Raw genomic sequence first — 23427 nt, forward strand, 5'->3', positions numbered from 1 at the left:
ATGCATCGTCGCTTCTTACAGCCGGGTTCGAGTGCAGCGCAGGCGCTACTCTGCGCCTGTGCGTTACTGACGCTGCTAAGTCAACCGGTCACTGCCGAGAATGAATCCGTGAAAGATCTGCGCTACGGCGTGACTTTGTATCACTTCTTTCAACAAAACTACTTCGATGCTTTAACCGAACTCAGCGCTGCTCAGCAGATGAAGAAGTTGCCTCATCACAGCGAAGAGGCCGAGTTACTGCGTGGCGGTATGAGTTTGTCCTATGGCATGGACAGGCAGGCGCGACGCATATTCGACGCTCTGCTGACCCAACCCCGTGAGCAGGTGGATGCCGATCGAGCCTGGTTCTACCTGGGCAAACTTGCCTGGCGTCGTGGTGATAACCAGGCAAGCAATGACGCCCTGGCTAAGATGGATCCTCAGTATGCCGGTCCGCTTGCCGATGAGGGGCACTATCTTCGGGCCATGCAGGCGCTAGTACTGGGCCAGCAGCAAGTGGCCAGCGCAGCCTTGCAATCCATGCAGGCCGCATGCCCGTTTAAACCCTATTACTATTACAACCTTGGTACCGTCCGCGTGCAGGATAAAGACTGGGCCGGCGCCGCGCAGGCTTTTCGTCAGGTTGCACACCTGGGCTGTAAAGACGAGGAGGGCGCCGCCCTGCGCGACAAGGCCTCTACAGCTGCTGGTTTCGCCAGCCTGGCAACGGGCAACTCCGGTCAGGCAGCCGAGGATTTCCTTGCCGTGCGCCTTCACGGCCCCGAGGCAGACAGGGCGTTGCTTGGATATGGCTGGAGCCACGCCAACGAGGGCGATTTCGATAAAGCGCTGGTGCCATGGCAGGCGCTGAGTGCGCGCAGTTTGGTCAGTGCCAGCGCACGAGAGAGCCTGCTAGCCGTCCCCTACGCCTACGAGCAACTGCAGCGTCCGTCTACGGCTCTGGCACTTTACCAGAGTGCTGCCGAGCATTATGCCGGGGCACGCTCTGAAGTGAATGCCGCGCTAACGCAAGTTCGGGATGGTGACCTGTTGGCGTTGTTTGGGCTGGATGCGGTCGTCGATCCACAGTGGTTGGGTGGCGAAGATCCACAACCTGAGGGCGAATACGCCAAATACCTTGCTCATCTGCTCAGCACGGACGGGGTGCAGCTGGCCTTGCGTGAGCTATACGACCTCCGTGATATCCAGCGCAAACTGGCTTTAGCGCAGGAACGACTGACGGTGTTGCGCGAGGTGGAAAGCGAACAGCGACAGAACTGGAGCAGGACGGTGGAGGGTGGTGGTGCCGAGGAGCTCGCGGGCCGGCGTGCGTTTCTGTTGCAGCGCAGCACAGTACTACGCCAGCAATTAGACAGCGCTATAGCCAGCGGCGACGGCAGACTGCTGGCCACACCCGAGCAGGCCGCACGCTGGCGACGTATCGACATCGCCTCCGAGCGTGCGCAACGACTACAGCACGAAGGCGCACAGCAGCAAATCAGGCTTATGCGCGGTCTGATGCAGTGGCAGGACAGCGAGGCATTCCCGGCACGACGTTGGCGCCTGCAGGACGATATGCGTCAGTTGGAGGCGCTGGCGGCCGAGTCCGCTCAGGCTTACGCCGCGATGGATGCCGCCATGGCGGGAAGTGCGCGACCGGTTTTCGAACAGCGTATCGATGACCTGGTGGAACGTACCGCCTCCCAGCGTGTCATGGTTGCCGGCGCACTCAGTACTGCCCAGTCACAGCTACGCGCGGTGGCGGTGGCTGAACTGGAGCAGCAAAGAGAGCACCTGCGCCACAGTGAAGGCCAGGCGCTATTGGCGGTTGCCCGGCTTTATGACCTCGCCAGCCCCGAGGTGCCCCGGTGATGAAACTGGTGCCGCTGTCAGTACTATTCACACTTGCGCTGGGCGGGTGCAGCTACCTGCCGGAGCTGCCGCTCTTGGGTGAAGCCAGCGCGCCACCGGAACCCACCCTTGCTGACCTGCAGCCGCTTCCTGTTGAGGTGGCGGAAGCGCCGGTTCCCCAGCGTTCGCTGCGCGAATTGGAAACAGCCTACCGCGACGTGCTGGCCGCCACGCGGGACCCCGCAGTGCAGCTCAAAGTGCGGCGGCGCCTGGCCGACCTCGACATGATGGCCACTGAAAGCGAAAGCCTGGACGAGTCCACAGACACTGCTGACTACGGTGACGTTATCGCCTCCTACCAGGCTTTATTGCATGAGTATCCCGAGGTTGCAGGTAGTGACCAACTGCTTTACCAGATGGCCCGTGCCCACGATCTGGGCGGACGTGGTGATGAGGCGGTTGCGTTGATGACACAGCTCAGTCAGCAGCATCCCGACTCTGAGCACCGCGCGGAGGCTGAATTCCGCAAGGGCGAGGCCTATTTTTCTGCAGCCCGATATGCTGCTGCTGCCGACTCCTACCAGCGTGTGGTCCGCAGCGAATCTGGCGGTGAGTACTATACCAACAGCCTGTACATGCTGGGTTGGTCTTACTTCAAGCAAGAGCGCAATGAGCAGGCGATTGAAGTGTTTACCACCACTCTGGACACACTGATGCCGGCCGACAATCGGCTGGAAGCTCTCGCCCGGGGAGATCGTGAAATTGCGTCAGACTGTCTTCGTGTGTTGGCAGTAATGTTCGACTATCGCGGAGGCAGCGACGCGATCGCTGCAACATACGCAGCGTTGGGCGAACGTGGGTACCAGCCACTGATCTATGCGGCGCTTGGTGAGTTGTACCTGCAGCAGGAGCGCTACCAGGATAGTGCCCGGACGTATGCCGGGTTCATAGCGGCAAACCCGACTTCGCCGATGGCCCACAATTTTCAGGGTAAAGTGATTGCCGTTTACCAGGCCGCAGGGTTTCCGCAGCAGGTGATTGAGGCAAAGCGCGATTATGTGACGGCCTACAGCGTTGCAGGGCCTTACTGGATGGCTGCCGAGGAAAGTGCCCGGGACAATATAAGACCTCTGCTGGCGCAGTATATAGACGAACTGGCACGGCATTATCATTCTCTGGCGCAGTCGGGCGAGGGCGGTGAGTCGCGACAACAATACCTGCTTGCGGCGGATTACTATGGACTTTACGTTAGCAGCTTTCCAGACGATGCCCGTGTCCCCGATATGCTGTTTTTGCTCGCCGAGTCTCGTGAGGCGGCGGGTGAGTACCGTCTGGCGATCAGCGCCTACCAGGAAATGGCCTATCTTTACGCTGAACACCCGCAGGCTCCGGAAGCAGCCTATGCAGCCATAATCGCCCATGGCAACCTGGCCTCTACGCTGCCGGACGACCAGCTGGCAATGATTGACAGTCAGCTCAGCTTTGCCCGGGTTTTTCCCCGGGACCCGCGCGCGCCGAAGGTGCTGGGTAGCGCAGCGACAGCGCTACTGGACTCTGCGTTGAACGAAAGGGCAGCGCTTGCGGCTGCGGAGCTGGTTGCCTGGCAACCTGCGCCGGCGGCCGACGTGCTGCTGCCCGCCTGGTTAGTATTGGGGCACGCTGAGTTCGCGCGCAGTCACTACTTGAGCGCGGAAAACGCGTATCAGGGTGCGCTGGCCCTGCTGCCCGAGCACGATGCCCGGCGTGAGGAAACCCTGGAGAACCTGGCCGCCAGCATTTACCGGCAGGGCGAGATGGCGGCGGCCGCCGGCGAGCACGAGCAGGCGGCAATACACTTCGCCAGAGTGATGGATGCCGCGCCGACATCAGGTATACGGCTCAATGCGCAGTACGATGCCGCCAGTAACTACCTGCTGGCCGGAGAGTATGTAAAGGGTAACGCACTGCTTGTGGACTTTCGTCGTCGTTACCCCGAGCACGCACTGACCGCAGGCATTGGCGCACGCCTGGTAGAGAACTATGAGTTGACCGGACAGTGGCGAAATGCGGCAGAGGAACTGGACGGCATCACTGCGACCAGCGATGACGCTGCTGTACAGCGCGAGGCGCTTTATCTCGCTGCGGATTACTACCAGCGCGCAGGAAATGAAGATCTGGCGATAGAGCGCTATCGACATTACGCGCACACCTGGAAAACACCGCTGGCGCCGCGTATGGAGGCTATGCTGATTCTCGCCGACCTCTATGCCCAGCGAGCAGAACCAAGAAAGCGCGACTACTGGCTGAACGCGCTCGCAGATGCCCACGATACTGGTGGAGAAGAACAGGACGAACGCAGCCTTTATCTCGCCGCCAGCTCGTCTTCTGAACTGGCAGATGGGTATTACACGCAGTATCTTGATATTCAACTGACTGACCCGCTGCCGCAGAGCCTGCGTCGCAAGCGCCAGGCGTTGGACCTGACCGTCAACGCATACGAACGGGTCAACGCCTATGGAGTGCAGGCCTTCGGCACGCGTGCTACCTATCGACTGGGTGATGTCTACCAAAAATTATCCGAGGAGCTTCTGGCATCGCCGCGCCCCGTGGGTCTTGATGCGCTGGCGTTGGAACAGTACGAAATACTGCTGGAAGAGCAGGCCTGGCCGTTTGAAGAAAAGGCTGTAGCGATACACGAGGCGAACGCGCGTCGGGCGTGGGATGGTTTGTTTGACCCCTGGATAGATCAAAGCTTCACCGCTCTTGCTGAACTGATGCCCGCTCGCTGGGGTAAACGCGAGCAGGCGCTCACCATGAGTGGGGAGATACGCTGATGACAGGCGCGATGCTTCGAATTGCGTTGCTTGCGGTACCGCTTCTGTTGACGGGTTGCGGACTGATGCCCGCTGGCGCTGAGTTTGAGGGTGCCGGCGACCATGCGGCGACCGACAACATTGCTGCCGCACCTGCGAAGGTGCAGACGCGTTTTGAACGTGGACTACAGGACATGGAGCAGCAGCTGTGGGATGAGGCCTTGGCGGCAATGGAGACACTATGGCGGGACTATCCCGAGTATTCCGGGCCTGCGCTCAATGCCGCACTGATCTACCAACGTAAGGCCATGCCGGAGCAGTCTGAGCAGTGGTTCCGCCGCGCGCTGGAATCCAATCCATCCAATCTTGATGCGCGCAACGCCTTTGCCGTTTTTCTTCGTGAGCAGGGGCGCTATGTCGAAGCGGAGGAACAGTATCAGGCAGCACTGGTTACCGCTGCAGAGCATGCGGCCACTCACTACAACCTTGCCATTCTCTATGACCTGTACCTGGGCGAGAAAGCCTCGGCGCTTGATCACTTTTCACGGTACCAGGAGCTCACCGCAGGCGAGAGTCGGCAGGTCACTGGCTGGATTGCCGATCTGCAGCGCCAGCTGGCGCAACGTCCCTCCAATGATGGGGGTGCCTCGTGAAACGGCTCGTCTTCAAGGTGTTGGCGCTGGTGCTTCTAAGCGCTCCACTCACGGTGATTGCACAGTCCCCCAGCGTGCGCCTCGAATCGCGTGTCACCGGTAATCGTGAGCTGCCCAAGGTCACTTACATTCTGCCCTGGCGCCAGCCAGCAGAAATGGATTTCAGCTGGGAGCCAGAAGCAGGTATTGCCGGGGACCTGTTTCGACCGCTGCGCCGCGATGAGTACCTAAGGCAACTGCGCTATCAGCACACCCTCGTGGAGAACGCCAACGGTGCGCTTTCGCCCGCGACAGATAATCTAGAGGAAAGAGGTAATTAATATGAACAGCTACGACATTGTGATTCGTTTCTTTCAGAGCGGGGGGCCGTTTATGTATCCGATTGCGCTCGTTCTGGTAATAGGCCTGGCGATTGCCGTGGAGCGTTGGCTGGTGCTGAGCACTGCGCGAAGCCGGAATCGCAAGGCATTCGATCAGGCCATGGGCCAGCTGAGAAAGAAGGACTACAAGGCGGTCGTCGACGCCGGCGCCAGTTCCAGCGTGCCCATCACGCGGATTGTCTCCGCCGGTATCGCGCGTTATGCGGGCAGCCGTCGTCGGGAAGATATTGAATCGGCAATGGAAGAGGGCGTGATGGAGGCGCTGCCGCGCCTGGAAAAACGCACACAATACCTGGCCACTCTCGCTAATGTGGCGACGCTTCTGGGCTTACTCGGCACCATTATCGGCCTCATCGCGGCATTCACCGCAGTAGCCAACGCCGAGGCCACGGAGAAAGCGAGCATGCTTTCCAGCTCTATATCCGTAGCAATGAATACCACGGCCTTTGGCCTGATCTCGGCCATACCGTTGCTGCTACTGCATGCAGTGCTGCAAACCAAGACCACCGAAATCGTCGACAGTTTCGAAATGGCCAGTGTAAAAGTGGTGAACACGCTCGCTGATGCTGGTGCGTTGCCGGCGCGGACCCGCGCAGTGGACGACTGAGCCCAGTGCTGGTGTATTGTCATGCGTAAATTCAGGCGTTCCAGACCCGAGGAAGCAGAGCTGGACATCACCGCGTTCATGAACCTGATGATCGTGCTGGTGCCTATCCTCCTGCTGGGCATGGTCTTCTCCCGTATCACGGTGGTCGACGTGGTGTTACCGGAAGCGGCAGGCGGCGAGCCGGACCAGCCGCCAAAACAGCTGGAACTGGTCATCCGTGCCGAAGGCATGCGCGTTGATTATCCGGCCGGCATTCTGTTGAAAGCGATTCCCCTGAACGAGGACGGCGACCAGGATTTCGCCCTGCTTTCGCTGGTGCTGCAAGAAGTGAAGCGCCAGCTTGTTGAACAGGGCATAGAGAAGCGTGATATCACCCTGCTGCCTGAACCGCAGGTCGATTACCAGACCATCGTCAGCGCGATGGATACGGTACGTTCATTCAAGGCGCTGGTCGCTGCATCAATGGTGGATGCAGCGCTGTTTCCGGATATTTCTTTCGGTCAGGCACCGGAAGCGGAGCAGGAGGTGGTGCAATGAGTTCACTGCGGGCACGGCGCATGGCGCGCAATCATCGCCGCATGCAGCGTCCGGCGAGACTCAACCTTGTTGCGTTGATGGATATCTTTACCATCCTCGTATTGTTCCTTATGGTCAATAATGGCGACGTCGAGGTGTTGCAGGCGGATCGCAACATCACCCTGCCTGAGTCCATATCCGAGCAGCGACCGGAAGAGTCCCTGACCATCAAGGTGAGCCCGGACGTCATTCTGGTGCAGGGTCAGGCTATCGGTACCGTTGCTGATGCCATGAGCGCAGAGGAGGTGTTGCTCAGCGCTCTACAGGCCGAATTACAGCACCATGCATCCCGAGCCGGTCCACTGGCTGAGGAAGAGGCTTCGCGTGGCCGCAGCGTGATCATCATGGGCGACCAGACCATGCCCTATGCGTTACTGCAACGCATCATGTCCACCTGTGCCGCCGAGGACTATCGGGATATATCGCTGGCGGTAAGCAGCGTTGCCGAGCCGGCGCTGGCCGCTGATTCTACTGCCGTGGCGGAGACCTGAGTATGGGCGCAGCACTTGCCACACCCTCACTTCTACTGCCCTGGGAATCCAGTCAGCAAGAGGACGCGCTGTATCGACGCATACAGCGACTTATGCTGTTGCTGTTCATGGTCGTCGCTGTTGCCATTCCTGTTTTGCCGGTGGCGGAACTGACCCCCGAGGAGGCTGAGGAAGTTCCCGCGCATCTCGCCCGGATATTGCTGGAGAAAAAAGAACTGCCCAAACCTGAACCCGTGAAGCCTAAAGTGGAGAAAAAACCGCCGCCAAAGCCCAGGGAGGTGCCTCCGGTGAAGACGGTGCAGGAACCGGTCAAGTCGGTGAACAAGGTGGAGCAAGCCAGGGAGCAGGCAAAGGCGGCGGGGGTACTCGCGTTTCAGGACGAGCTGATGGATATGCGAGATAGCCTCGATGTGGCAGACCTGGACCAGACCCAGACCAGCCGCGGCGAAACATCCTCTGCCCGCGTTGAGCGTTCGTTGATTACCGCCAACAATACCGGCAGCGGCGGTATTCAAACTTCTGCCATCAGTCGCAACGCGGGTGGCCCAGCGCTGTCCGCGCGGGAGGCCACAAGAGTGGAGAGTAACATCACCGCCGGTACCGGCACCCGCGAGTCGAAAAATGCCTCTGAGCACCAGGGCGGCCGCAGTGACGAATCCATCCGCCGGGTAATGGACCGTAGCAAGGGCGCTATCTTTTCTGTTTATAATCGCGCGTTACGCAAGGACCCCCTGCTGGAGGGTAAGGTCGTATTTGAGATGGTGATAGAGCCCTCTGGCGAGGTTTCGGACCTGCGATTGATCTCATCGGAGTTGCAAGATGAGGAACTGACCCGCAAGATTCTCGCCCGCATCCGCATGATACGTTTTGATGCCGCCAGCGTACTGACCACCCGGGTGAACTACTCTTTCGATTTTCTTCCCTACGGCTAGCGACCCGTTACTTTTCCATCGGGGCGGCCGTTCCTGCACCGCATTTGGCAACAACGGTCAGGTGGGTCGCTGTTTTCTTCACTTATACAGGTTATGCCGCTATCGATCAGGTAGCAGAGTCCATTTTAACGTTTTGCTAGCCACCTGCCCGGACGAACAGGTTGTGAAAGGTGGTACCGGTGGGCGGACTCGAACCGCCACGCCTTACGGCAAGTGATTTTGAATCACTCATGTCTACCAATTCCATCACACCGGCAATGAAGGTAGCGGAACACCAGGTGTCCGTTTGAGGAGCGCGCGATTATATCAACCGGCCTTCAAACTGCAATAATTTTCCTTAACCCCGCCGCGATTTGCCTGTAGACTTCGCGCCATTATCGGAGCTTCTGATTAACACCCGAACCGCCTTCAGTGCGGATGATCTGAGTACCTAGGAGGAGAAAAGAACATGGCCATGAAACTGGTTAAGAAAACAGCCGAATACAGTATTTACCAGCGCAGTGATGATCGCTATGCCGTAAAGGGCGCTGACAAGAAGCCGGTTAACGGTGAAGAGAAGGTGAAGATTCTGGCGGCAGAGGACCTGATCAAGGTCTCGGTGCCAGCCGAGCCAGTTGCAGAAGCGCCCGCAGAGACTGATGCCGCAGAAGAGGCTTCTGAGGAAGCCCCTGCGGAAGAAGAGTCCGCCAAGGAAGAGTAGCTCCCGGCCACCGAAAGTGAGAAGCCGGCCCAGCGCCGGCTTTTTTGTAGATGAAGCGCACTGATTTCTCATTCGAATTACCGCAGGACCTGATCGCCCAGTACCCGCTGGCGCAACGCAGTGCCAGTCGATTATTGTGCCTGGACGGTGTCAGTGGTCAGGTAGTGCACCGTCGTTTCACTGACCTGATCGAGCAGCTTTCCCCGCAGGATCTACTGGTGTTCAATAATACCCGGGTGATACCAGCACGCCTGTGGGGCCAGAAGGAGACCGGCGGCAAGTTGGAGATCCTGATAGAGCGAGTCACGGGATCGCACACCGCACTGGCTCACGTTCGCTGCAGCAAGTCTCCCAGGCCCGGAACGCGAATCCTGCTTGCCGACGCGGAGGGTGCCCAGCCCGGGGAATACAGTTTCAAGGTGACGGGACGGGAGGGTGCATTGTTTGCGCTGTCCAGCGAGGGTGGGCCTGAGCTTGCGAAAATCCTTAAGCAAATCGGCCATATGCCCCTGCCTCCCTATATCAAAAGGCAGGACGAGCAATCCGACCAGGATCGGTACCAGACAGTTTACGCTGATCGCGAGGGCGCGGTCGCTGCGCCAACGGCCGGCCTGCACTTCACCGACGAGCTGCTCATGCGTCTGGACGAAAAGGGCGTGCACCGTGCGACCGTTACGCTGCATGTCGGTGCCGGCACTTTTCAGCCGGTGCGTGCGGACGAAATCGAAGATCACGTTATGCACGCCGAATTTGTTGAGGTTGATGCCTCGGTTTGCGCAGCCGTTCGTCAGGCACGTGAGCGAGGAGGGCGGGTTGTGGCTGTGGGCACCACTGCGGTGCGCTCATTGGAATCTGCCAGTGCCAGCGGCGAAATTGCCCCCTTCACCGGTGATACCGACATCTTTATGTATCCCGGCTATCGCTTTCGCTCTGTTGACGCAATGATTACCAACTTCCACCTGCCAGAGTCCACGCTGTTGATGCTGGTAAGCGCCTTTGCCGGCCGTGAGGCTATAATGCGGGCTTACCGCGAAGCGGTGGCACAGCGCTACCGCTTTTTCAGCTACGGAGATGCCATGTTTATCACTGCCGCAATGGAAGCCCGGTGAGCCGTCAATGTCATATGCAGTTTGAGCGCCTGGGTGAAGACGGCGACGCACGCCGGGGCCGCCTGCGTTTTCCGCGCGGTACCGTCGAGACGCCCGCGTTCATGCCGGTGGGCACCTACGGCACGGTAAAGGGCATGCTGCCGCGTGATATTCGCGGAGTAGGCGCCGAGATTATTCTCGGCAACACGTTCCACCTCTGGCTACGGCCAGGAACAGATGTCATCGAACAGCACGGTGACCTTCATGATTTCATGGGATGGGACGGCCCGATACTCACTGATTCTGGCGGCTTCCAGGTGTTCAGTCTGGGTGATATGCGAAAAATCAGCGAGGAGGGCGTCAAGTTCCAGTCCCCGGTTGACGGCTCAAAGGTATTCCTGGATCCAGAAACCTCTATGGCGATCCAGCGCAGTCTGGGCGCCGACATTGTCATGATCTTTGACGAGTGTACGCCCTATCCTGCAACGGAGCAGGAGGCGCGCGACTCCATGGAGTTGTCACTGCGTTGGGCGTTACGTAGCAAAACGGCTCACGGCGACAGTCCCTCGGCGCTTTTCGGTATAGTCCAGGGCGGTATGTACCCCCATCTGCGTGCCGATTCCCTGGCCGGCCTTGATGACATCGGTTTTGATGGTTATGCCATTGGCGGTCTGTCGGTGGGTGAACCCAAAGACGAAATGATGGCCGTGCTGGATGTCATGCAGCCGCTGTTGCCGGCAGATAAGCCCCGCTACCTGATGGGAGTGGGCACCCCTGCGGACTTGCTCGAAGGCGTGCGTAGGGGCGTGGACATGTTCGATTGCGTGATGCCCACGCGCAACGCGCGCAATGGCAATATCTTCACCTCCCGTGGCGTGCTCAAACTACGGAATGCGCGACACAAGACCAGCACGCTGCCCCTGGACGAGGAATGCAGTTGTTATACCTGCGAGCATTTCAGTCGCGCCTATCTACACCACCTGGACAAGTGCAACGAAATCCTCGGCTCGCAGCTCAATACCATTCACAACCTGCATTACTATCAACATCATATGGCAGGGATTCGCGCGGCGATAGCAAACGGCTCGTTAGCGGAGTTTGCCCAGCATTTCTATACTGAACAGGCGCGCGGTGTATAAGCTCGGCTTTTATGTGCCGGAAACACACCTTGAGGCGGTGAAGCGCAGTTGTTTCGATGCCGGGGCAGGGCGTATTGGCAATTATGAGCACTGCTGCTGGCAAGTTCCGGGTCAGGGGCAGTTTCGCCCCATGCAAGGGAGTGAACCCTATGTGGGCGTGCTCGGTGAACTCGAACAGTTGCCCGAGTATCGTGTGGAAATGGTGTGTGATGCGTCGGTGGTGCGTGCTGTGGTTGCTGCCATGAAAGCGGCGCACCCCTACGAAACGCCCGCCTGGGACCTGGTAAACCTCGTTGTGGAGCTGCCCTGATGCGATCGATGCCCGGCGTCCTGCAGAAGCTGGATACTACCCTGGCGCTGAATAGGCTGGCATGGGTAAGTGGTGAACTGCCACAGGCTGCTGTGTTGGTAGCGCTCTCTGCAGAGGCGCAGCCCACAGTGCTTCTCGGGCGCCGGGCGGCACACCTTACGCACCATCCCCGTGAGATAGCTTTCCCCGGGGGCAAGCGTGAGTTGGTCGATAGCACGCCCTGGTGCACTGCCAGGCGAGAAGCCAACGAAGAGGCAGGTATAGAAGATAGTCTGGTGTATCCACTGGGAGAGCTGTCGCCCCTGGTAACGCGCACCGGTTTTGAAGTGCATCCCTGTGTCGCCATGGTGCCGGCTGAGCTGGCACTGACGGTGGATGAGCAGGAGTTTGATACCCTGTTCAGGCAGCCGTTACTGCGTTTTGCGGACCCGGCAGTGTTTCGCCTGGAGACCATGACGGTAAACGGTACTGCGCGCAAGGTGCCGCACTATCAAATAGAGAACGATAATATCTGGGGTGTTACCGCTGCTGTGCTGGCGATGCTCGCCAACATCGCCTACGATGCGGGCCTCGACTTGCAACGAAACTGGAATACGAAACCATGAAGTACTCGCTAGGTGAAAAACAGGTACAACTTCGTGGAGAGGGCCAATTTATCGCCCCTAACGCTGCTGTGATCGGTGATGTGACCCTTCACGAAAACGCCAGCGTATGGTTCAGCTGTGTACTGCGCGGTGATGCCGACAGTATCGAGGTTGGCGCCGGAAGTAACATACAGGACGGTACCGTGGTTCATGCTGACCCCGGTTTTCCCGCGGTGATTGGGAAAAACGTCACGGTGGGGCACAACGCCATGATTCATGGCTGTCATATTGGTGACGGCACGCTGGTGGGCATCAATGCGGTAGTGCTTAACGGTGCCAGGATAGGGCGAGGGTGTCTCATTGGTGCCAATGCCCTGGTCACCGAGGGCATGGAGGTTCCGGACGGCTCCATGGTTCTGGGTTCGCCGGCAAAGGTGGTCAAGCAGTTGAGTGAAGAGGTCCAGCTTCTACTGCAACACAACGCGGATCATTACATTGGCAACGCGCAGCGTTTCAGTAAAGAATTGAGTGAGCAAACATGAGTGATAGTGAGCCCCAGTCTCCCTGCATATCCGTTTGCGTGCTTGACGACCAGGATATTTGCCAGGGCTGCTTTCGCAGCGCTGAGGAAGTGACGGATTGGTTCATGTCCAGCGCAGAGCGTAAACGAGAGATTCTGGTACTGGCCGAAGAACGTCGCCAGGCCGCATCACCTTTTCGCCTGCGTTAGGCAGTCCTGGCTGGCATAGGCCTAGGCGTCTGACTCTTCGTTAACTTCCGCGCGTATCGCCTGCACCACGTTGCCCTGCAACTCCAGTATCTCCAGGCGATATCCCTCGATTGAGAGACCCGCATTGGCGTCGGGGAACCCCTCCAGGTGCTCCAGAATGAGCCCGCTCAATGTCTTCGGGCCGTCAGTGGGCAATTCCCAGTGCAGTGCTTTGTTGATCTCGCGAATATTCGCGGCGCCGGAAATGATGAAGCTGCCGTCGCGTTGCGGGAAGATGTTGTCCTCGCTGTCTGCCAGACTGGATGTGAACTCGCCAACAATCTCTTCGAGAATGTCCTCCAGAGCGACCAGGCCCAGGATGTCACCGTACTCGTCCACTACCACGCCAAGTCGGTGCTTTTTTTGTTGGAAGTTTAGTAGCTGAGTATGCAGTGGCGTGCTTTCGGGGATGAAATAGGGCTTTTCCATTTCCCTCTCCAATGCGGCCCGGTCCAGGCCCTGGCTGTCGATCACCCGGCTTATATTACGCATGTGCAGCATGCCGACCACGTTGTTAATGTCTTCTTTCCAGACCGGCAGGCGCGTATGGGAGCTGGTCTGGATGGCGCGCAGTATTTCGTCGTCACTGTCGTCCAGGTCGATACCGTAAACTTCGCTGCGCGGTACCATGATGTCGTCCACGCTGACCTCTTCCAGGTCGAGTATATTCAGCAGCATGCCCCGGTGACGCGCAGGAATCAGTTTGCCCGCGTCAGTTACGATGGTGCGCAGCTCGGCAGATGAGACATGCTCGTCGTTCTGCTTTTTGGCATCCACACCCAACAGATGCAAGAGACCGTTGGTAACCCAGTTTACGATAGCCACCAGCGGGTAACAGATTTTCAGTAGTGGCCAGAGAATCAGGCTTGCCGGGAAGGCGACTTTCTCCGGGTACAGGGCGGCCAGTGTTTTGGGTGTGATCTCGGAAAAAATCAGTATGACCAGCGTCAGTGCAGCGGTGGCGATGAAGATCCCCGCATCGCCCCACAAACGGATGGCTATTACCGTGGCGATGGCCGAGGCAAAGATATTGACCAGGTTGTTACCGATCAGAATCAGGCCGATCAACCGGTCTGGCCTGTCCAGCAGTTTGCCGGCCCGGATTGCGCCGCGGTGGTTGCTGTTCTGCAGGTGCTTCAACCTATAGCGATTGAGTGACATCATGCCAGTCTCAGAGCTGGAGAAGAAGCCGGAGAGGAAGATGAGTGCAGCCAGAATCGAAAAGAGGAGACCCAGCGGAGCGTCGTTCAAGGGGGGGTGAACCTGTGATAGTTTCTGAAACGGTATCTTGAAGAAAAAGCGGGGCAGGGGCAAGTCCCGACAACAGGAACTCAGCCGCGGTGTAAAACCAGCTCAAGCACCAGTTTGGAACCGAAGAAAGCAAGCATCAGGGCTGCGAAGCCGGCCAGCGTAAGCCGTACTGCGGTCTGGCTGCGCCAGCCAAGCTTGTAGTGTCCCCACAGTAAAACGGTGAACAACGCCCACGCCAGCAGGGTCAGGGTGGTTTTGTGCACCAGGGACTGGGCAAAGATATCGTCGAGGAAAATGAAGCCTGAGATGATTGCCACGGTCAGCATAAGCACCCCGGCCGCCAGCAATTCGAAGAGCATTTTCTCCATCAATTGTAGTGGCGGCAGAATTTGTACGATGCCGCGGGTGTGCCGGTGGCGTAACTGGTAGTCCTGGGCGGCTACCAGTGCCGACTGGGCCGCGGCAAGTGTCAACAGCGCGTAGGCAAGAATAGAACTGCCTATATGTAGCAGCAGGCCGCCGGGCAGGTCGGTAGTGATTGCGGCTGTTTCCGGGGCGAAAGTCGAGATCAGTACGGACATGGCCGAAAGTGGAAACAGGATGATCAACAGGTTTTGCAGCGGGCGGCGTACCATCAACAGCACGCAGAGCAGGTTGATGGCCAGGAACATCAGTGCGGAAATGGTGTAGAAGCCCAGGCTGAGCCCGCCCTGGCCGCCCACACTTTGAACAGCTACCGCGCAGTGGCAGAGCAGGGCCAGCCCTCCCAGTATGGCTACGCCACGGGTGACCCGCTGGCGCCGCTGGAATACGTGGATCAGGTGCAAGCCTGTGGCCCCCAGGTAAAGTAGCGCGGCAAGCATGGCGAACACGGTAGTTGACATCTGTTTGGGGGTTGGACCGAGGTGGCGTATACTTCGCACCTTTGTACAGAAGTGGCCCCGCAGAATCAATAGCGGCCTGGCCTTATCCCCAGTTCCGAGAGAAACAAGATGTTCCAGAGTCTTAGCGACCGCCTTTCAAGTAGCCTGCGTTCCATCACCGGCAAAGCCACCCTGACCGACGAAAATATCCAGGAAACCCTGCGCGAAGTGCGTATGGCGCTGCTGGAGGCCGATGTGGCGCTACCCGTGGTCAAGGAGTTCGTGGAGGCGGTCCGGCAGCGTGCGGTGGGGCAAGAGGTGATGAAGAGCCTCAGCCCGGGGCAGGCCTTCCTCAAGATAGTCCAGGCCGAGTTGGAAGCGGTGATGGGTACCGCCAATGAGGGCCTGAACCTCGCTACCCAACCCCCCGCCGTTATCCTCATGGCCGGCTTGCAGGGTGCTGGTAAGACTACCTCCGTGGCCAAGCTGGCGAAACTGCTCAGGGAGCGGGATAAAAAGAAGGTCACTGTGGTATCTGCAGACGTCTACCGGCCTGCGGCAATAAAGCAGTTGGAGACACTGGCCGCCGAAGTGGGCGCGGATTTCTTCCCCTCAGATGCCTCGCAAAAACCAGTGGCTATTGCCGAGGCAGCGGTCGTCCATGCGCGTAAGCAGTTTGCTGATGTATTGATTGTGGACACCGCTGGCCGGCTGGCCGTCGATGCGGAAATGATGGCGGAGATTGCCGCAGTACACAGAGCCGTTAACCCCATCGAGACGCTTTTTGTTGTTGATGCCATGACCGGCCAGGACGCGGCAAATACGGCGCGGGCGTTTGGTGAAACGCTACCGCTGACCGGTGTGATTCTGACCAAGGTAGATGCCGACACCCGCGGTGGTGCGGCGCTGTCAGTGCGCTCTGTGACGGGCAAGCCGATCAAGTTCCTCGGTGTGGGCGAAAAGACTGCCGCGCTGGATCCCTTCCACCCCGACAGGCTGGCCTCACGTATCCTCGGCATGGGGGATGTGCTCTCGTTGATCGAGGAGGCGGAGCAGAAGGTCGACAAGGTAAAGGCCGAGAAACTTGCCCGCAAGGTGAAAAAGGGACAGCGTTTTGACCTGGAGGACTTTCGTGACCAGTTGCAGCAAATGAACAATATGGGCGGTATCACCGGTATGCTGGACAAACTGCCCGGCATGGGGAACGTCGCGCAGATGGCCCAGCAGAATATGGATACCAAAATGTTCTCGCGCATGGAGGCGATGATCAATTCCATGACCCCGGAAGAGCGCCGTCGCCCGGAACTGATTCAGGGCGCGCGCAAGCGCCGCATCACCCGTGGCTCAGGCACACAGGTTCAGGACCTCAACCGCCTGCTCAAGCAGCATAAGCAGATGCAGAAGATGATGAAGAAAATGAAAGGCGGCGGTATGCAGAAGATGATGCGCGGTCTGGGCGGCATGATGCCGCCGGGTGCAGGCGGTCCAGGCGGGATGCCTCCCGGTGGCATGCCTCCCTTCAAGTGAGGCTGGCGCCGCATGCTTCGAGCGCCGGGGTAGCGGCGCAAGGAAAGTCGCTAAGCTGCGGAATTACCTGAAAAAATCCTGCGCACGGGGTTTTAATCCAGCAGTGATTTCCGTATGATACGCCACCTTTCCGGCCAGTGTGCCGGTTTTTGTCGTGGGTGGCTGAGCAAGATCGTGTCAGATACCCCTAATATTTCAGGAATTTAGAGCAAATGGTAACAATTCGTCTTGCACGCGGCGGCTCCAAGAAGCGCCCCTTTTACCACCTGACCGTGACCGACCATCGTAATGCACGTAATGGCCGTTTCATTGAGCGCGTGGGTTTCTTTAACCCGGTTGCGCGTGGCCAGGAAGAGCGCCTGCGCGTTGATGCTGACCGCATCGATTACTGGCAGGGCCAGGGCGCACAGCTGTCCGAGCGTGTATCCAAGCTGGTGAAAGAAGCTGCCGCAGCGGCTTGATAACCCGCTAGCGCACCCTATGGGTGAGCCTGGATACAAGCTGGTAACCGCTGGCAAAGTCACCGGCTGCTATGGTGTAAAGGGTTGGGTGAAGGTCCACTCTTACACTGACCCGGTGGCGAATATTGCCGGGTTGGGTCAGTGGCGGGTAAAGCGTCACGGCGCACTGGAAGCCTTTGAGGTTGACCAGTGGAAGCGGCATGGCAAGGGGATGGTTGCGCATATCTCCGGAGTGGATGACCGCAACTTGGCAGAGTCTTTCAAGGGACTGGAGATTCTGGTTCCGGCGGACAGCCTGCCCAGTCTGGAGGAGGGCGAGTACTACTGGCGCGACCTGCAAGGTTTGCAGGTTTGGGGCAGGGAACCCGGGTCGGGCGAGCAGCGAGTATTACTGGGTGAGGTGGATTACCTGATCGAAACCGGCGCCAACGATGTGCTGGTGGTCAAGGCTACAGGCCAGAGCATAGATGATAGTGAACGCCTGATACCCTACCTTCCCGGTGACGTGGTGACACGGGTTAGTCCGGAAGAGGGGGTTATCGAGGTCGATTGGTACCTTGACGAATAAGGAACTGCAGCAGCAACACGCAGCAGCGACAGGAACAGGGTAAACACAGCATGCATTTTGCACTGGTAAGCCTGTTTCCAGAGATGTTTGGCGCAGTTACTGATCATGGTGTGACCGGCCGGGCGGTGAAGCAGGGGCTGGTTGAGATCAGCCACAGTAACCCACGCGATTACACCACCGACAAACATCGAACGGTGGATGATCGGCCCTACGGCGGTGGCCCGGGCATGTTGATGAAGATTGACCCTCTGCAGCAGGCTATCGCTGCAGCCAGGGAAAGCGCAGGGAGTGACGCACGCGTCATTTACCTGTCGCCACAGGGGCAACGCCTGGACCACGACAAGGCCGTGGCACTTTCTCGAGAGAAGGCGTTGATTCTGGTGGCGGGCCGCTACGAGGGCGTGGACGAGCGCTTGATCGAAGCGGAAGTGGACGAGGAACTGTCTATAGGGGACTACGTCCTGAGCGGCGGTGAGTTGGCCGCGATGGTGGTTATCGATGCGGTGACGCGGCAGATGCCAGGTGTGCTGGGCCATGAATTGTCCGCGCAAGAGGACTCATACGCGGACGGTTTATTGGACTGCCCGCACTACACCCGGCCTGAGGTGTACCAGGGAGCACGGGTACCGGATGTATTACTCAGCGGCAATCATGAAGAGATTCGCCGCTGGCGCCTGAAGCAGGCACTGGGCAGAACGCAGCAGCGTCGCCCGGACATGCTGGCAGGCAGGGCCATGTCGGCCGAGGAAAAAACGTTGTTGGCGGAATATCTTCGCGAACAGGAATGAACACTTTTTAATACGGCTAGCTGTGAAGCTACATTTGGATATCAACAGGAGCGCACCATGAGCACCAACAAGATCATTTCTCAGCTTGAAGCTGAACAGATGCAAAAAGAACTGCCTGAATTCGGCCCGGGTGACACCGTAGTCGTTCAGGTAAAGGTAAAGGAAGGCGAGCGTGAACGTCTGCAGGCGTTCGAAGGTGTTGTCATTGGCAAGCGCAATCGCGCCCTGAACTCTGCCTTCACTGTGCGCAAAATCTCCCACGGCGTTGGCGTTGAGCGTACCTTCCAGACATACAGCCCTTTGGTTGAGAGCATTACTGTCAAGCGTCGCGGCGATGTACGCCAGGCCAAGCTGTACTATCTGCGTGAGCTGTCAGGCAAGGCTGCGCGCATCAAGGAGAAGCTGTCCTAGGGCAGTTTCTATCCTGCAGATTCCAAAGCGGCCCCAGTGGCCGCTTTTTTGTATCATCCCCCTGGTGAAACTGGCCGAGTCTTTTCGGGTAGGGTGGCGATGTGACCCGGTAACCTCACTTTTTTGCCTCAAGTGCCGGTATACCGGTTTTAAACTCGACTGGCAGATGGAATTTTAAGAGGACCAGCGCCGGCCGCCGCAAACGGTAAAAAAACTGAAATCCATGCTACCGTACAACCATGCCTAAGCCATTGTCCGAGCACCCTGAAATCGAACGCTACATCGATGCCATGTGGATGGAAAAGGGGCTCAGCGATAACAGCTTGAGCTCCTACCGGCGGGACCTGCGCCAGTTCAACGACTGGCTCATGCGTAACAGGCAGAGCTCCGTCATACGTGCTGACCGGTCTCAACTGCAGGCCTATCTCGGCGCCCGCCTGGAGCAGGGGCAGTCACCGCGCTCCACCGCCAGGTTTATGTCCTGCGCCAGGGGCTTCTATAAGTACCTGCTCAGGGAAGGGCGGCTGACTGTGGACCCTACTCTGGATGTGGACAGCCCTAAACTGGGGCGCCCGCTACCCAAGTCTCTCTCCGAGGCCGATGTGGATAAACTGCTGGAGGCGCCCGACCTGGATGTCGCACTGGAGTTCCGGGATCGCACCATGCTTGAGTTGCTTTACGCCTGCGGGCTCAGGGTGACCGAACTGACCAGTTTGCAGGTAAACCAGGTGAGCCTGAACCAGGGCGTGGTGAGAGTGTTTGGTAAAGGCAGCAAGGAACGCCTGGTGCCAATGGGCGAGGAGGCGCTGTCGTGGTTGCAGCGTTACCTGGCCGGTCCGCGCAGCGAACTGTTGAAGGGTGTGCCGTCTGATGTCATATTTCCCAGTAACCGGGGGCGACAGATGACTCGCCAGACCTTCTGGTATCGTATTAAAATCTATGCCCAGCGCGCAGGTATCCGTCAGGCACTGTCACCGCACACCCTGCGCCACGCCTTTGCCACCCATTTGCTGAACCATGGCGCCGATCTGCGTGTGGTGCAGATGTTGTTGGGGCACAGTGACCTGACCACGACACAGATCTATACCCACGTGGCCAAGCAGCGTATGCAGGAACTGCATGCACAGCATCATCCCCGTGGATAAGGAACTACCGGGACAAAGTCTGCTCAAAGAGGCGACTACTAACGTTATTGGCAGTATAAAAAGCTGCCGCAATTGAGGAAACACTATGCTCAACCTGACCTGTAAAGCCCTTTCTGCGCTGGTTTTGTCCGCGTTATCTGCCTTTTCGCTGGCGGGCGAACCGGCAGACAAGGCGATTGTCGACAAGCTCAGCGCTGCGCTCGCCAGTCCGGCTATGGGGCTAACAGTGGATACCGTGGAAACCAGTGAAATGCCCGGGATCTACGAAGTACAGTTTGAATCTGGTCCCATGGTCTATGCCACCGGTGACGGGCGGTTTTTCCTGCTGGGTGACCTGTTCCAGGTTAATGACGGACAATTCGTGAACCTTGCCGAACAGCGCCGCGATGCCGAGCGTGTGGCCGTGCTGGGTGCCGTGGACACTGCCGACATGATTGTATTTCCTGCGGAAGGAGAGACTCGAGCGCATATCAGCGTATTTACCGATATCACCTGCTTCTACTGTCAGAAGCTGCATAAAGAGGTACCGGAGTTGAACAAGCGCGGCGTGGAGGTCCGTTATCTGGCCTATCCCCGTGCTGGTGTCGACTCCCCCGGATACCGTCAGCTGGTAGGCGCCTGGTGTTCCGAGAACCCGCAGGAAACCCTGACAAAAATGAAGAACAAGGAGTCCGTGCCGTCCAAACAGTGTGACGATAACCCGGTAGCGGAGCAGTATCAGCTTGGCCAGGAAATGGGTGTGCGCGGTACCCCGGCCATGGTAACGGGAACCGGCCAGATGATTCCCGGTTACCAGAGCGCAGATCAATTGATGGTCACCCTGGGGCTCAACTGACGCAGCGGCTGTCGTTTCTCCGCGCGGGTCTCGCGTCGGCAGCGTAATCGGTTGCCCGACCAGCACTGCGCGGTGAATTACCACTCTCCGCGTTGACATCCCCCCCCTGAAACCTTACTGTTTCCACCGTTTTTTGGCTATCACCCCTGGCCTTCGGGCCCCGGATCAGAGTTTCTACCGTGGACGAGCAATTTCGGCGAATTTCGCGCCTTCCCCCCTATGTTTTCAATATCATTGGTGATTTGAAGCAGCAGGCGCGTGCGGCGGGTGAGGATATTATTGATTTCGGGATGGGTAATCCTGACCAGGCCACACCGGCACACATTGTCGACAAGCTGGTTGAGACCGCGCAGCGCGGGGACACTCACCGGTATTCACAGTCCAAGGGTATACCGCGATTGCGCAAAGCCATATGTGACTGGTACCTGAAACGTTACGACGTGACGCTGTGCCCCGAAACCGAGGCGATCGTCACCCTGGGTTCCAAGGAAGGCCTCGCGCATCTCGCTCTGGCCTGTACCGGCCCTGGCGACGCTGTGCTGGTGCCCAACCCTTCTTATCCTATTCATCCCTATGGCTTTGTGATTTCAGGTGCCGATATCCGCCATGTGCCCATGGGCGAGAATGAAAACGTATTTTTCGAAGAACTGGAGAAGGCGATTCACAACAGCTGGCCCAGGCCCAAGATGCTGGTGCTGAACTTTCCCTCCAACCCCACCGCGCACTGCGTCGAGCTGGAGTTCTATGAGAGAGTCGTTGCTATCGCCAGGGAGCACAAAATCTGGGTGGTACAGGACCTGGCCTACGCCGACCTGTGCTACGACGGGTATGTCGCCCCTTCCATCCTGCAGGTGAAAGGCGCAATGGATGTGGCCGTGGAGTTTTTCAGTATGTCCAAGAGTTACAACATGCCCGGATGGCGTGTTGGCTTCTGCTGCGGTAACAAGGCGCTGGTAGGTGCCCTGGCGCGCATCAAGTCGTATCTTGATTACGGTATGTTCACGCCGATACAGGTCGCTGCGATCAAGGCTTTGGAGGGTGACCAGAGCTGCGTGAGCGAGATCAATTCCATGTACTGCTCCCGCCGGGATGTCTTGTGCAATGGTCTTAACGAGGCTGGCTGGCCGGTAACGCCGCCCAAGGCCACCATGTTTGTATGGGCAAAAATCCCTGCGTATTACGCAGAAATGGGTTCGCTGGAGTTCAGTAAAAAACTGCTCAAGGAAGCCCGGGTTGCTGTGTCACCCGGTGTAGGGTTCGGCGAATACGGTGAGGGCTACGTGCGCTTCGGTCTTATTGAGAACGAACATCGCACCCGGCAGGCACTGCGCAGTATAAAGAAAATGATCAAACAGGATGGTTTCGCCTGAGGCGTTGCCAGCACATCGGAGTAAGCAACAGAGAATGACCTCGCAAGCAGTAAAAATAGGAATATGCGGACTGGGCACTGTCGGTAGTGGAACCTTTAACGTATTGGGCCGAAACGCCGAAGCCATTGCTGCCCGCGCGCAGAGCAGCATAGAGGTCGTTCACGTCGGTGCGCGTCGCGACAACCCGGACTGTGACCTGGGTGCGACGCGGGTCAGCCGCGATGTTTTCGAGGTTGCACGGGACCCGGATGTTCAGATCCTGGTTGAGCTGATCGGCGGCACAACAGTAGCGAAAGATCTCGTGGAAGAAGCGCTGCGCAATGGCAAACACGTGGTGACAGCCAACAAGGCACTGATCGCAGAATTTGGCAATGAGCTGTTTGCGCTGGCGAAGGATCACCAGGCGGTGATTTGCTATGAGGCTGCTGTTGCTGGCGGTATTCCCATCATCAAGGCACTGCGTGAGGGGCTGGCCGGTAATCGTATCGAGTGGCTGGCGGGTATCATAAACGGTACCGGTAACTTTATTCTCAGCGAAATGCGCGACAAGGGCCGCGATTTTGCCGATGTTCTGGCAGAAGCGCAGGCGCTGGGGTATGCAGAGGCTGATCCTACTTTTGACGTGGAAGGTATCGACGCCGCGCACAAACTGGTTATTCTTGCATCACTCGCCTTCGGTATGCCCCTGAGGTTCAGCTCTGTTTACACTGAGGGTATTACCCGGCTGACACCGCAGGATGTTGAATATGCGGAGGAATTGGGTTATCGCATCAAGCACCTTGGGGTAGCGAAGCAGAGTAAGGCGGGCATCGAACTGCGCGTGCACCCGACCCTGATTCCTGAGGCCCGCCTGCTGGCCAACGTAAACGGAGTCAAGAATGCGGTGCTCGTTGAGGGCGATGCGGTTGGCCCGACGCTTTATTACGGAGCCGGTGCAGGCGCTGAGCCAACGGCGTCGGCAGTGGTCGCGGATATTGTCGACCTTGCGCGGGAGCTATCAGCTGGTCAGTCATTCCGCGTGCCGTCGCTGGGTTTCGCCGACGAATGCCTGAACGACCTTCCGGTTGTCCCCATGGCTGAAGTGGTCACACCATGGTATCTGCGCATGGTCGCCGAGGATAAGCCCGGCGTGCTTTCGGCCATCGCCACCATTTTCAGTAACGAAGGCATCAGCATCGAAGCGCTGATTCAGAAGGCTCCAGCCGAGGGCGAGACCCGGGTGCCGCTGATCGTGCTCACCAATCGCGCAATGCAGGGCAGTGTGGACAAGGCGGTCAGTGCGATCGAGGCGCTGGATTCTATAAGTGGAGAAGTCGCCCGTATCCGGGTGGAAGTACTGGACGGTTAAGGTAGATAC

Annotated in this window: 26 protein-coding genes and 1 tRNA gene; 24 read left to right on the forward strand and 3 right to left on the reverse strand. The window is 58.2% G+C overall.

Annotated features, from left to right (window positions below; genetic code table 11):
• The 8 genes from C0039_RS13935 to C0039_RS13970 are packed head-to-tail and all read left to right on the forward strand — an operon-like array spanning position 1 to position 8261.
• Positions 1–1851, forward strand: coding sequence for a tetratricopeptide repeat protein (locus C0039_RS13935; RefSeq protein WP_101518400.1), 1851 nt, complete (start codon positions 1–3; stop codon positions 1849–1851).
• Positions 1851–4643: a tetratricopeptide repeat protein gene (locus C0039_RS13940; RefSeq protein WP_101518401.1), complete on the forward strand. Its 2793-nt coding sequence runs from the start codon at positions 1851–1853 to the stop codon at positions 4641–4643. The genes C0039_RS13935 and C0039_RS13940 overlap by 1 nt, the downstream gene beginning before the upstream one ends.
• Positions 4643–5275 (forward strand): tetratricopeptide repeat protein, encoded by a 633-nt coding sequence (locus tag C0039_RS13945; RefSeq protein WP_101518402.1) that lies wholly within the window; start codon positions 4643–4645, stop codon positions 5273–5275. The genes C0039_RS13940 and C0039_RS13945 overlap by 1 nt, the downstream gene beginning before the upstream one ends.
• A complete protein-coding gene (locus C0039_RS13950) occupies positions 5272–5595 on the forward strand; it encodes a hypothetical protein (protein ID WP_101518403.1) in 324 nt (107 codons plus the stop codon). Before C0039_RS13945 ends, C0039_RS13950 begins: the two co-directional genes overlap by 4 nt.
• Before the next feature lies 1 nt (position 5596).
• Positions 5597–6262 carry a MotA/TolQ/ExbB proton channel family protein gene (locus C0039_RS13955; protein ID WP_101518404.1) on the forward strand — a complete coding sequence of 222 codons (666 nt, stop codon included), beginning with the start codon at positions 5597–5599 and terminating at the stop codon, positions 6260–6262.
• A gap of 21 nt (positions 6263–6283) precedes the next feature.
• A complete protein-coding gene (locus C0039_RS13960) occupies positions 6284–6799 on the forward strand; it encodes an ExbD/TolR family protein (RefSeq protein ID WP_076001618.1) in 516 nt (171 codons plus the stop codon).
• Positions 6796–7329 (forward strand): ExbD/TolR family protein, encoded by a 534-nt coding sequence (locus C0039_RS13965; RefSeq protein WP_232334817.1) that lies wholly within the window; start codon positions 6796–6798, stop codon positions 7327–7329. The genes C0039_RS13960 and C0039_RS13965 overlap by 4 nt, the downstream gene beginning before the upstream one ends.
• Before the next feature lie 2 nt (positions 7330–7331).
• Positions 7332–8261 (forward strand): AgmX/PglI C-terminal domain-containing protein, encoded by a 930-nt coding sequence (locus tag C0039_RS13970; protein ID WP_076001617.1) that lies wholly within the window; start codon positions 7332–7334, stop codon positions 8259–8261.
• 171 nt (positions 8262–8432) lie between these two features.
• Here C0039_RS13970 and C0039_RS13975 read toward each other — a convergent pair.
• Positions 8433–8517, reverse strand: a tRNA-Leu gene (locus C0039_RS13975).
• Between the two features lie 192 nt (positions 8518–8709).
• Here C0039_RS13975 and C0039_RS13980 point away from each other — a divergent pair.
• From C0039_RS13980 to C0039_RS14010, 7 genes are read left to right on the forward strand one after another with little or no spacing between them, the layout of a single operon-like run.
• Entirely contained in the window at positions 8710–8961 is a 252-nt protein-coding gene (locus C0039_RS13980) for a hypothetical protein (RefSeq protein WP_341476653.1), read from the forward strand.
• Between the two features lie 50 nt (positions 8962–9011).
• A complete protein-coding gene (gene queA / locus C0039_RS13985) occupies positions 9012–10070 on the forward strand; it encodes a tRNA preQ1(34) S-adenosylmethionine ribosyltransferase-isomerase QueA (protein ID WP_076001616.1) in 1059 nt (352 codons plus the stop codon).
• 14 nt (positions 10071–10084) lie between these two features.
• A complete protein-coding gene (gene tgt, locus C0039_RS13990) occupies positions 10085–11188 on the forward strand; it encodes a tRNA guanosine(34) transglycosylase Tgt (protein ID WP_076001615.1) in 1104 nt (367 codons plus the stop codon).
• The gene (locus tag C0039_RS13995; protein WP_101518405.1) at positions 11181–11498 is read left to right on the forward strand and encodes a YqfO family protein; all 318 of its coding nucleotides are present in this window, start codon (positions 11181–11183) and stop codon (positions 11496–11498) included. The genes tgt and C0039_RS13995 overlap by 8 nt, the downstream gene beginning before the upstream one ends.
• Positions 11498–12103: an NUDIX hydrolase gene (locus C0039_RS14000; RefSeq protein ID WP_101518406.1), complete on the forward strand. Its 606-nt coding sequence runs from the start codon at positions 11498–11500 to the stop codon at positions 12101–12103. The genes C0039_RS13995 and C0039_RS14000 overlap by 1 nt, the downstream gene beginning before the upstream one ends.
• Entirely contained in the window at positions 12100–12624 is a 525-nt protein-coding gene (locus tag C0039_RS14005; RefSeq protein WP_076001612.1) for a gamma carbonic anhydrase family protein, read from the forward strand. Before C0039_RS14000 ends, C0039_RS14005 begins: the two co-directional genes overlap by 4 nt.
• Positions 12621–12812 (forward strand): DUF1289 domain-containing protein, encoded by a 192-nt coding sequence (locus C0039_RS14010; protein ID WP_076001611.1) that lies wholly within the window; start codon positions 12621–12623, stop codon positions 12810–12812. The genes C0039_RS14005 and C0039_RS14010 overlap by 4 nt, the downstream gene beginning before the upstream one ends.
• 21 nt (positions 12813–12833) lie before the next feature.
• On the opposite strand, the gene C0039_RS14015 is transcribed toward C0039_RS14010, so the two are convergent.
• Positions 12834–14102 (reverse strand): HlyC/CorC family transporter, encoded by a 1269-nt coding sequence (locus C0039_RS14015; protein WP_076001610.1) that lies wholly within the window; start codon positions 14100–14102, stop codon positions 12834–12836.
• An 80-nt stretch (positions 14103–14182) separates the two neighbouring features.
• Positions 14183–14986 carry a cytochrome C assembly family protein gene (locus C0039_RS14020; RefSeq protein ID WP_076002450.1) on the reverse strand — a complete coding sequence of 268 codons (804 nt, stop codon included), beginning with the start codon at positions 14984–14986 and terminating at the stop codon, positions 14183–14185.
• 108 nt (positions 14987–15094) lie between these two features.
• On the opposite strand from C0039_RS14020, the gene ffh reads away from it, so the two are divergent.
• From ffh to C0039_RS14065, 9 genes are all read left to right on the forward strand, one after another.
• Positions 15095–16492: a signal recognition particle protein gene (gene ffh, locus C0039_RS14025; protein ID WP_101518407.1), complete on the forward strand. Its 1398-nt coding sequence runs from the start codon at positions 15095–15097 to the stop codon at positions 16490–16492.
• A gap of 212 nt (positions 16493–16704) precedes the next feature.
• Positions 16705–16953: a 30S ribosomal protein S16 gene (rpsP, locus tag C0039_RS14030; protein ID WP_076001608.1), complete on the forward strand. Its 249-nt coding sequence runs from the start codon at positions 16705–16707 to the stop codon at positions 16951–16953.
• A gap of 19 nt (positions 16954–16972) precedes the next feature.
• On the forward strand, positions 16973–17521 hold the full coding sequence (rimM, locus tag C0039_RS14035) for a ribosome maturation factor RimM (protein WP_101518408.1): 549 nt from the start codon (positions 16973–16975) through the stop codon (positions 17519–17521).
• Positions 17522–17571: 50 nt separating this feature from the next.
• Entirely contained in the window at positions 17572–18309 is a 738-nt protein-coding gene (gene trmD, locus C0039_RS14040) for a tRNA (guanosine(37)-N1)-methyltransferase TrmD (RefSeq protein ID WP_076001606.1), read from the forward strand.
• Positions 18310–18366: 57 nt separating this feature from the next.
• Positions 18367–18720 carry a 50S ribosomal protein L19 gene (rplS, locus tag C0039_RS14045; RefSeq protein ID WP_076001605.1) on the forward strand — a complete coding sequence of 118 codons (354 nt, stop codon included), beginning with the start codon at positions 18367–18369 and terminating at the stop codon, positions 18718–18720.
• Between the two features lie 239 nt (positions 18721–18959).
• Complete coding sequence (xerD, locus tag C0039_RS14050) at positions 18960–19865, forward strand: site-specific tyrosine recombinase XerD (protein WP_076001604.1); 906 nt, start codon at positions 18960–18962, stop codon at positions 19863–19865.
• Positions 19866–19950: 85 nt separating this feature from the next.
• Complete coding sequence (locus C0039_RS14055) at positions 19951–20700, forward strand: DsbC family protein (protein ID WP_101518409.1); 750 nt, start codon at positions 19951–19953, stop codon at positions 20698–20700.
• Positions 20701–20879: 179 nt separating this feature from the next.
• Entirely contained in the window at positions 20880–22070 is a 1191-nt protein-coding gene (gene alaC, locus C0039_RS14060) for an alanine transaminase (RefSeq protein WP_101518410.1), read from the forward strand.
• A 34-nt stretch (positions 22071–22104) separates the two neighbouring features.
• Positions 22105–23418, forward strand: coding sequence for a homoserine dehydrogenase (locus C0039_RS14065; protein ID WP_101518411.1), 1314 nt, complete (start codon positions 22105–22107; stop codon positions 23416–23418).
• The last annotated feature ends 9 nt before the right edge of the window (positions 23419–23427 follow it).

The organism is Pseudohalioglobus lutimaris (genome assembly GCF_002866825.1).
Classification (GTDB): Bacteria; Pseudomonadota; Gammaproteobacteria; order Pseudomonadales; family Halieaceae; genus Halioglobus; species Halioglobus lutimaris.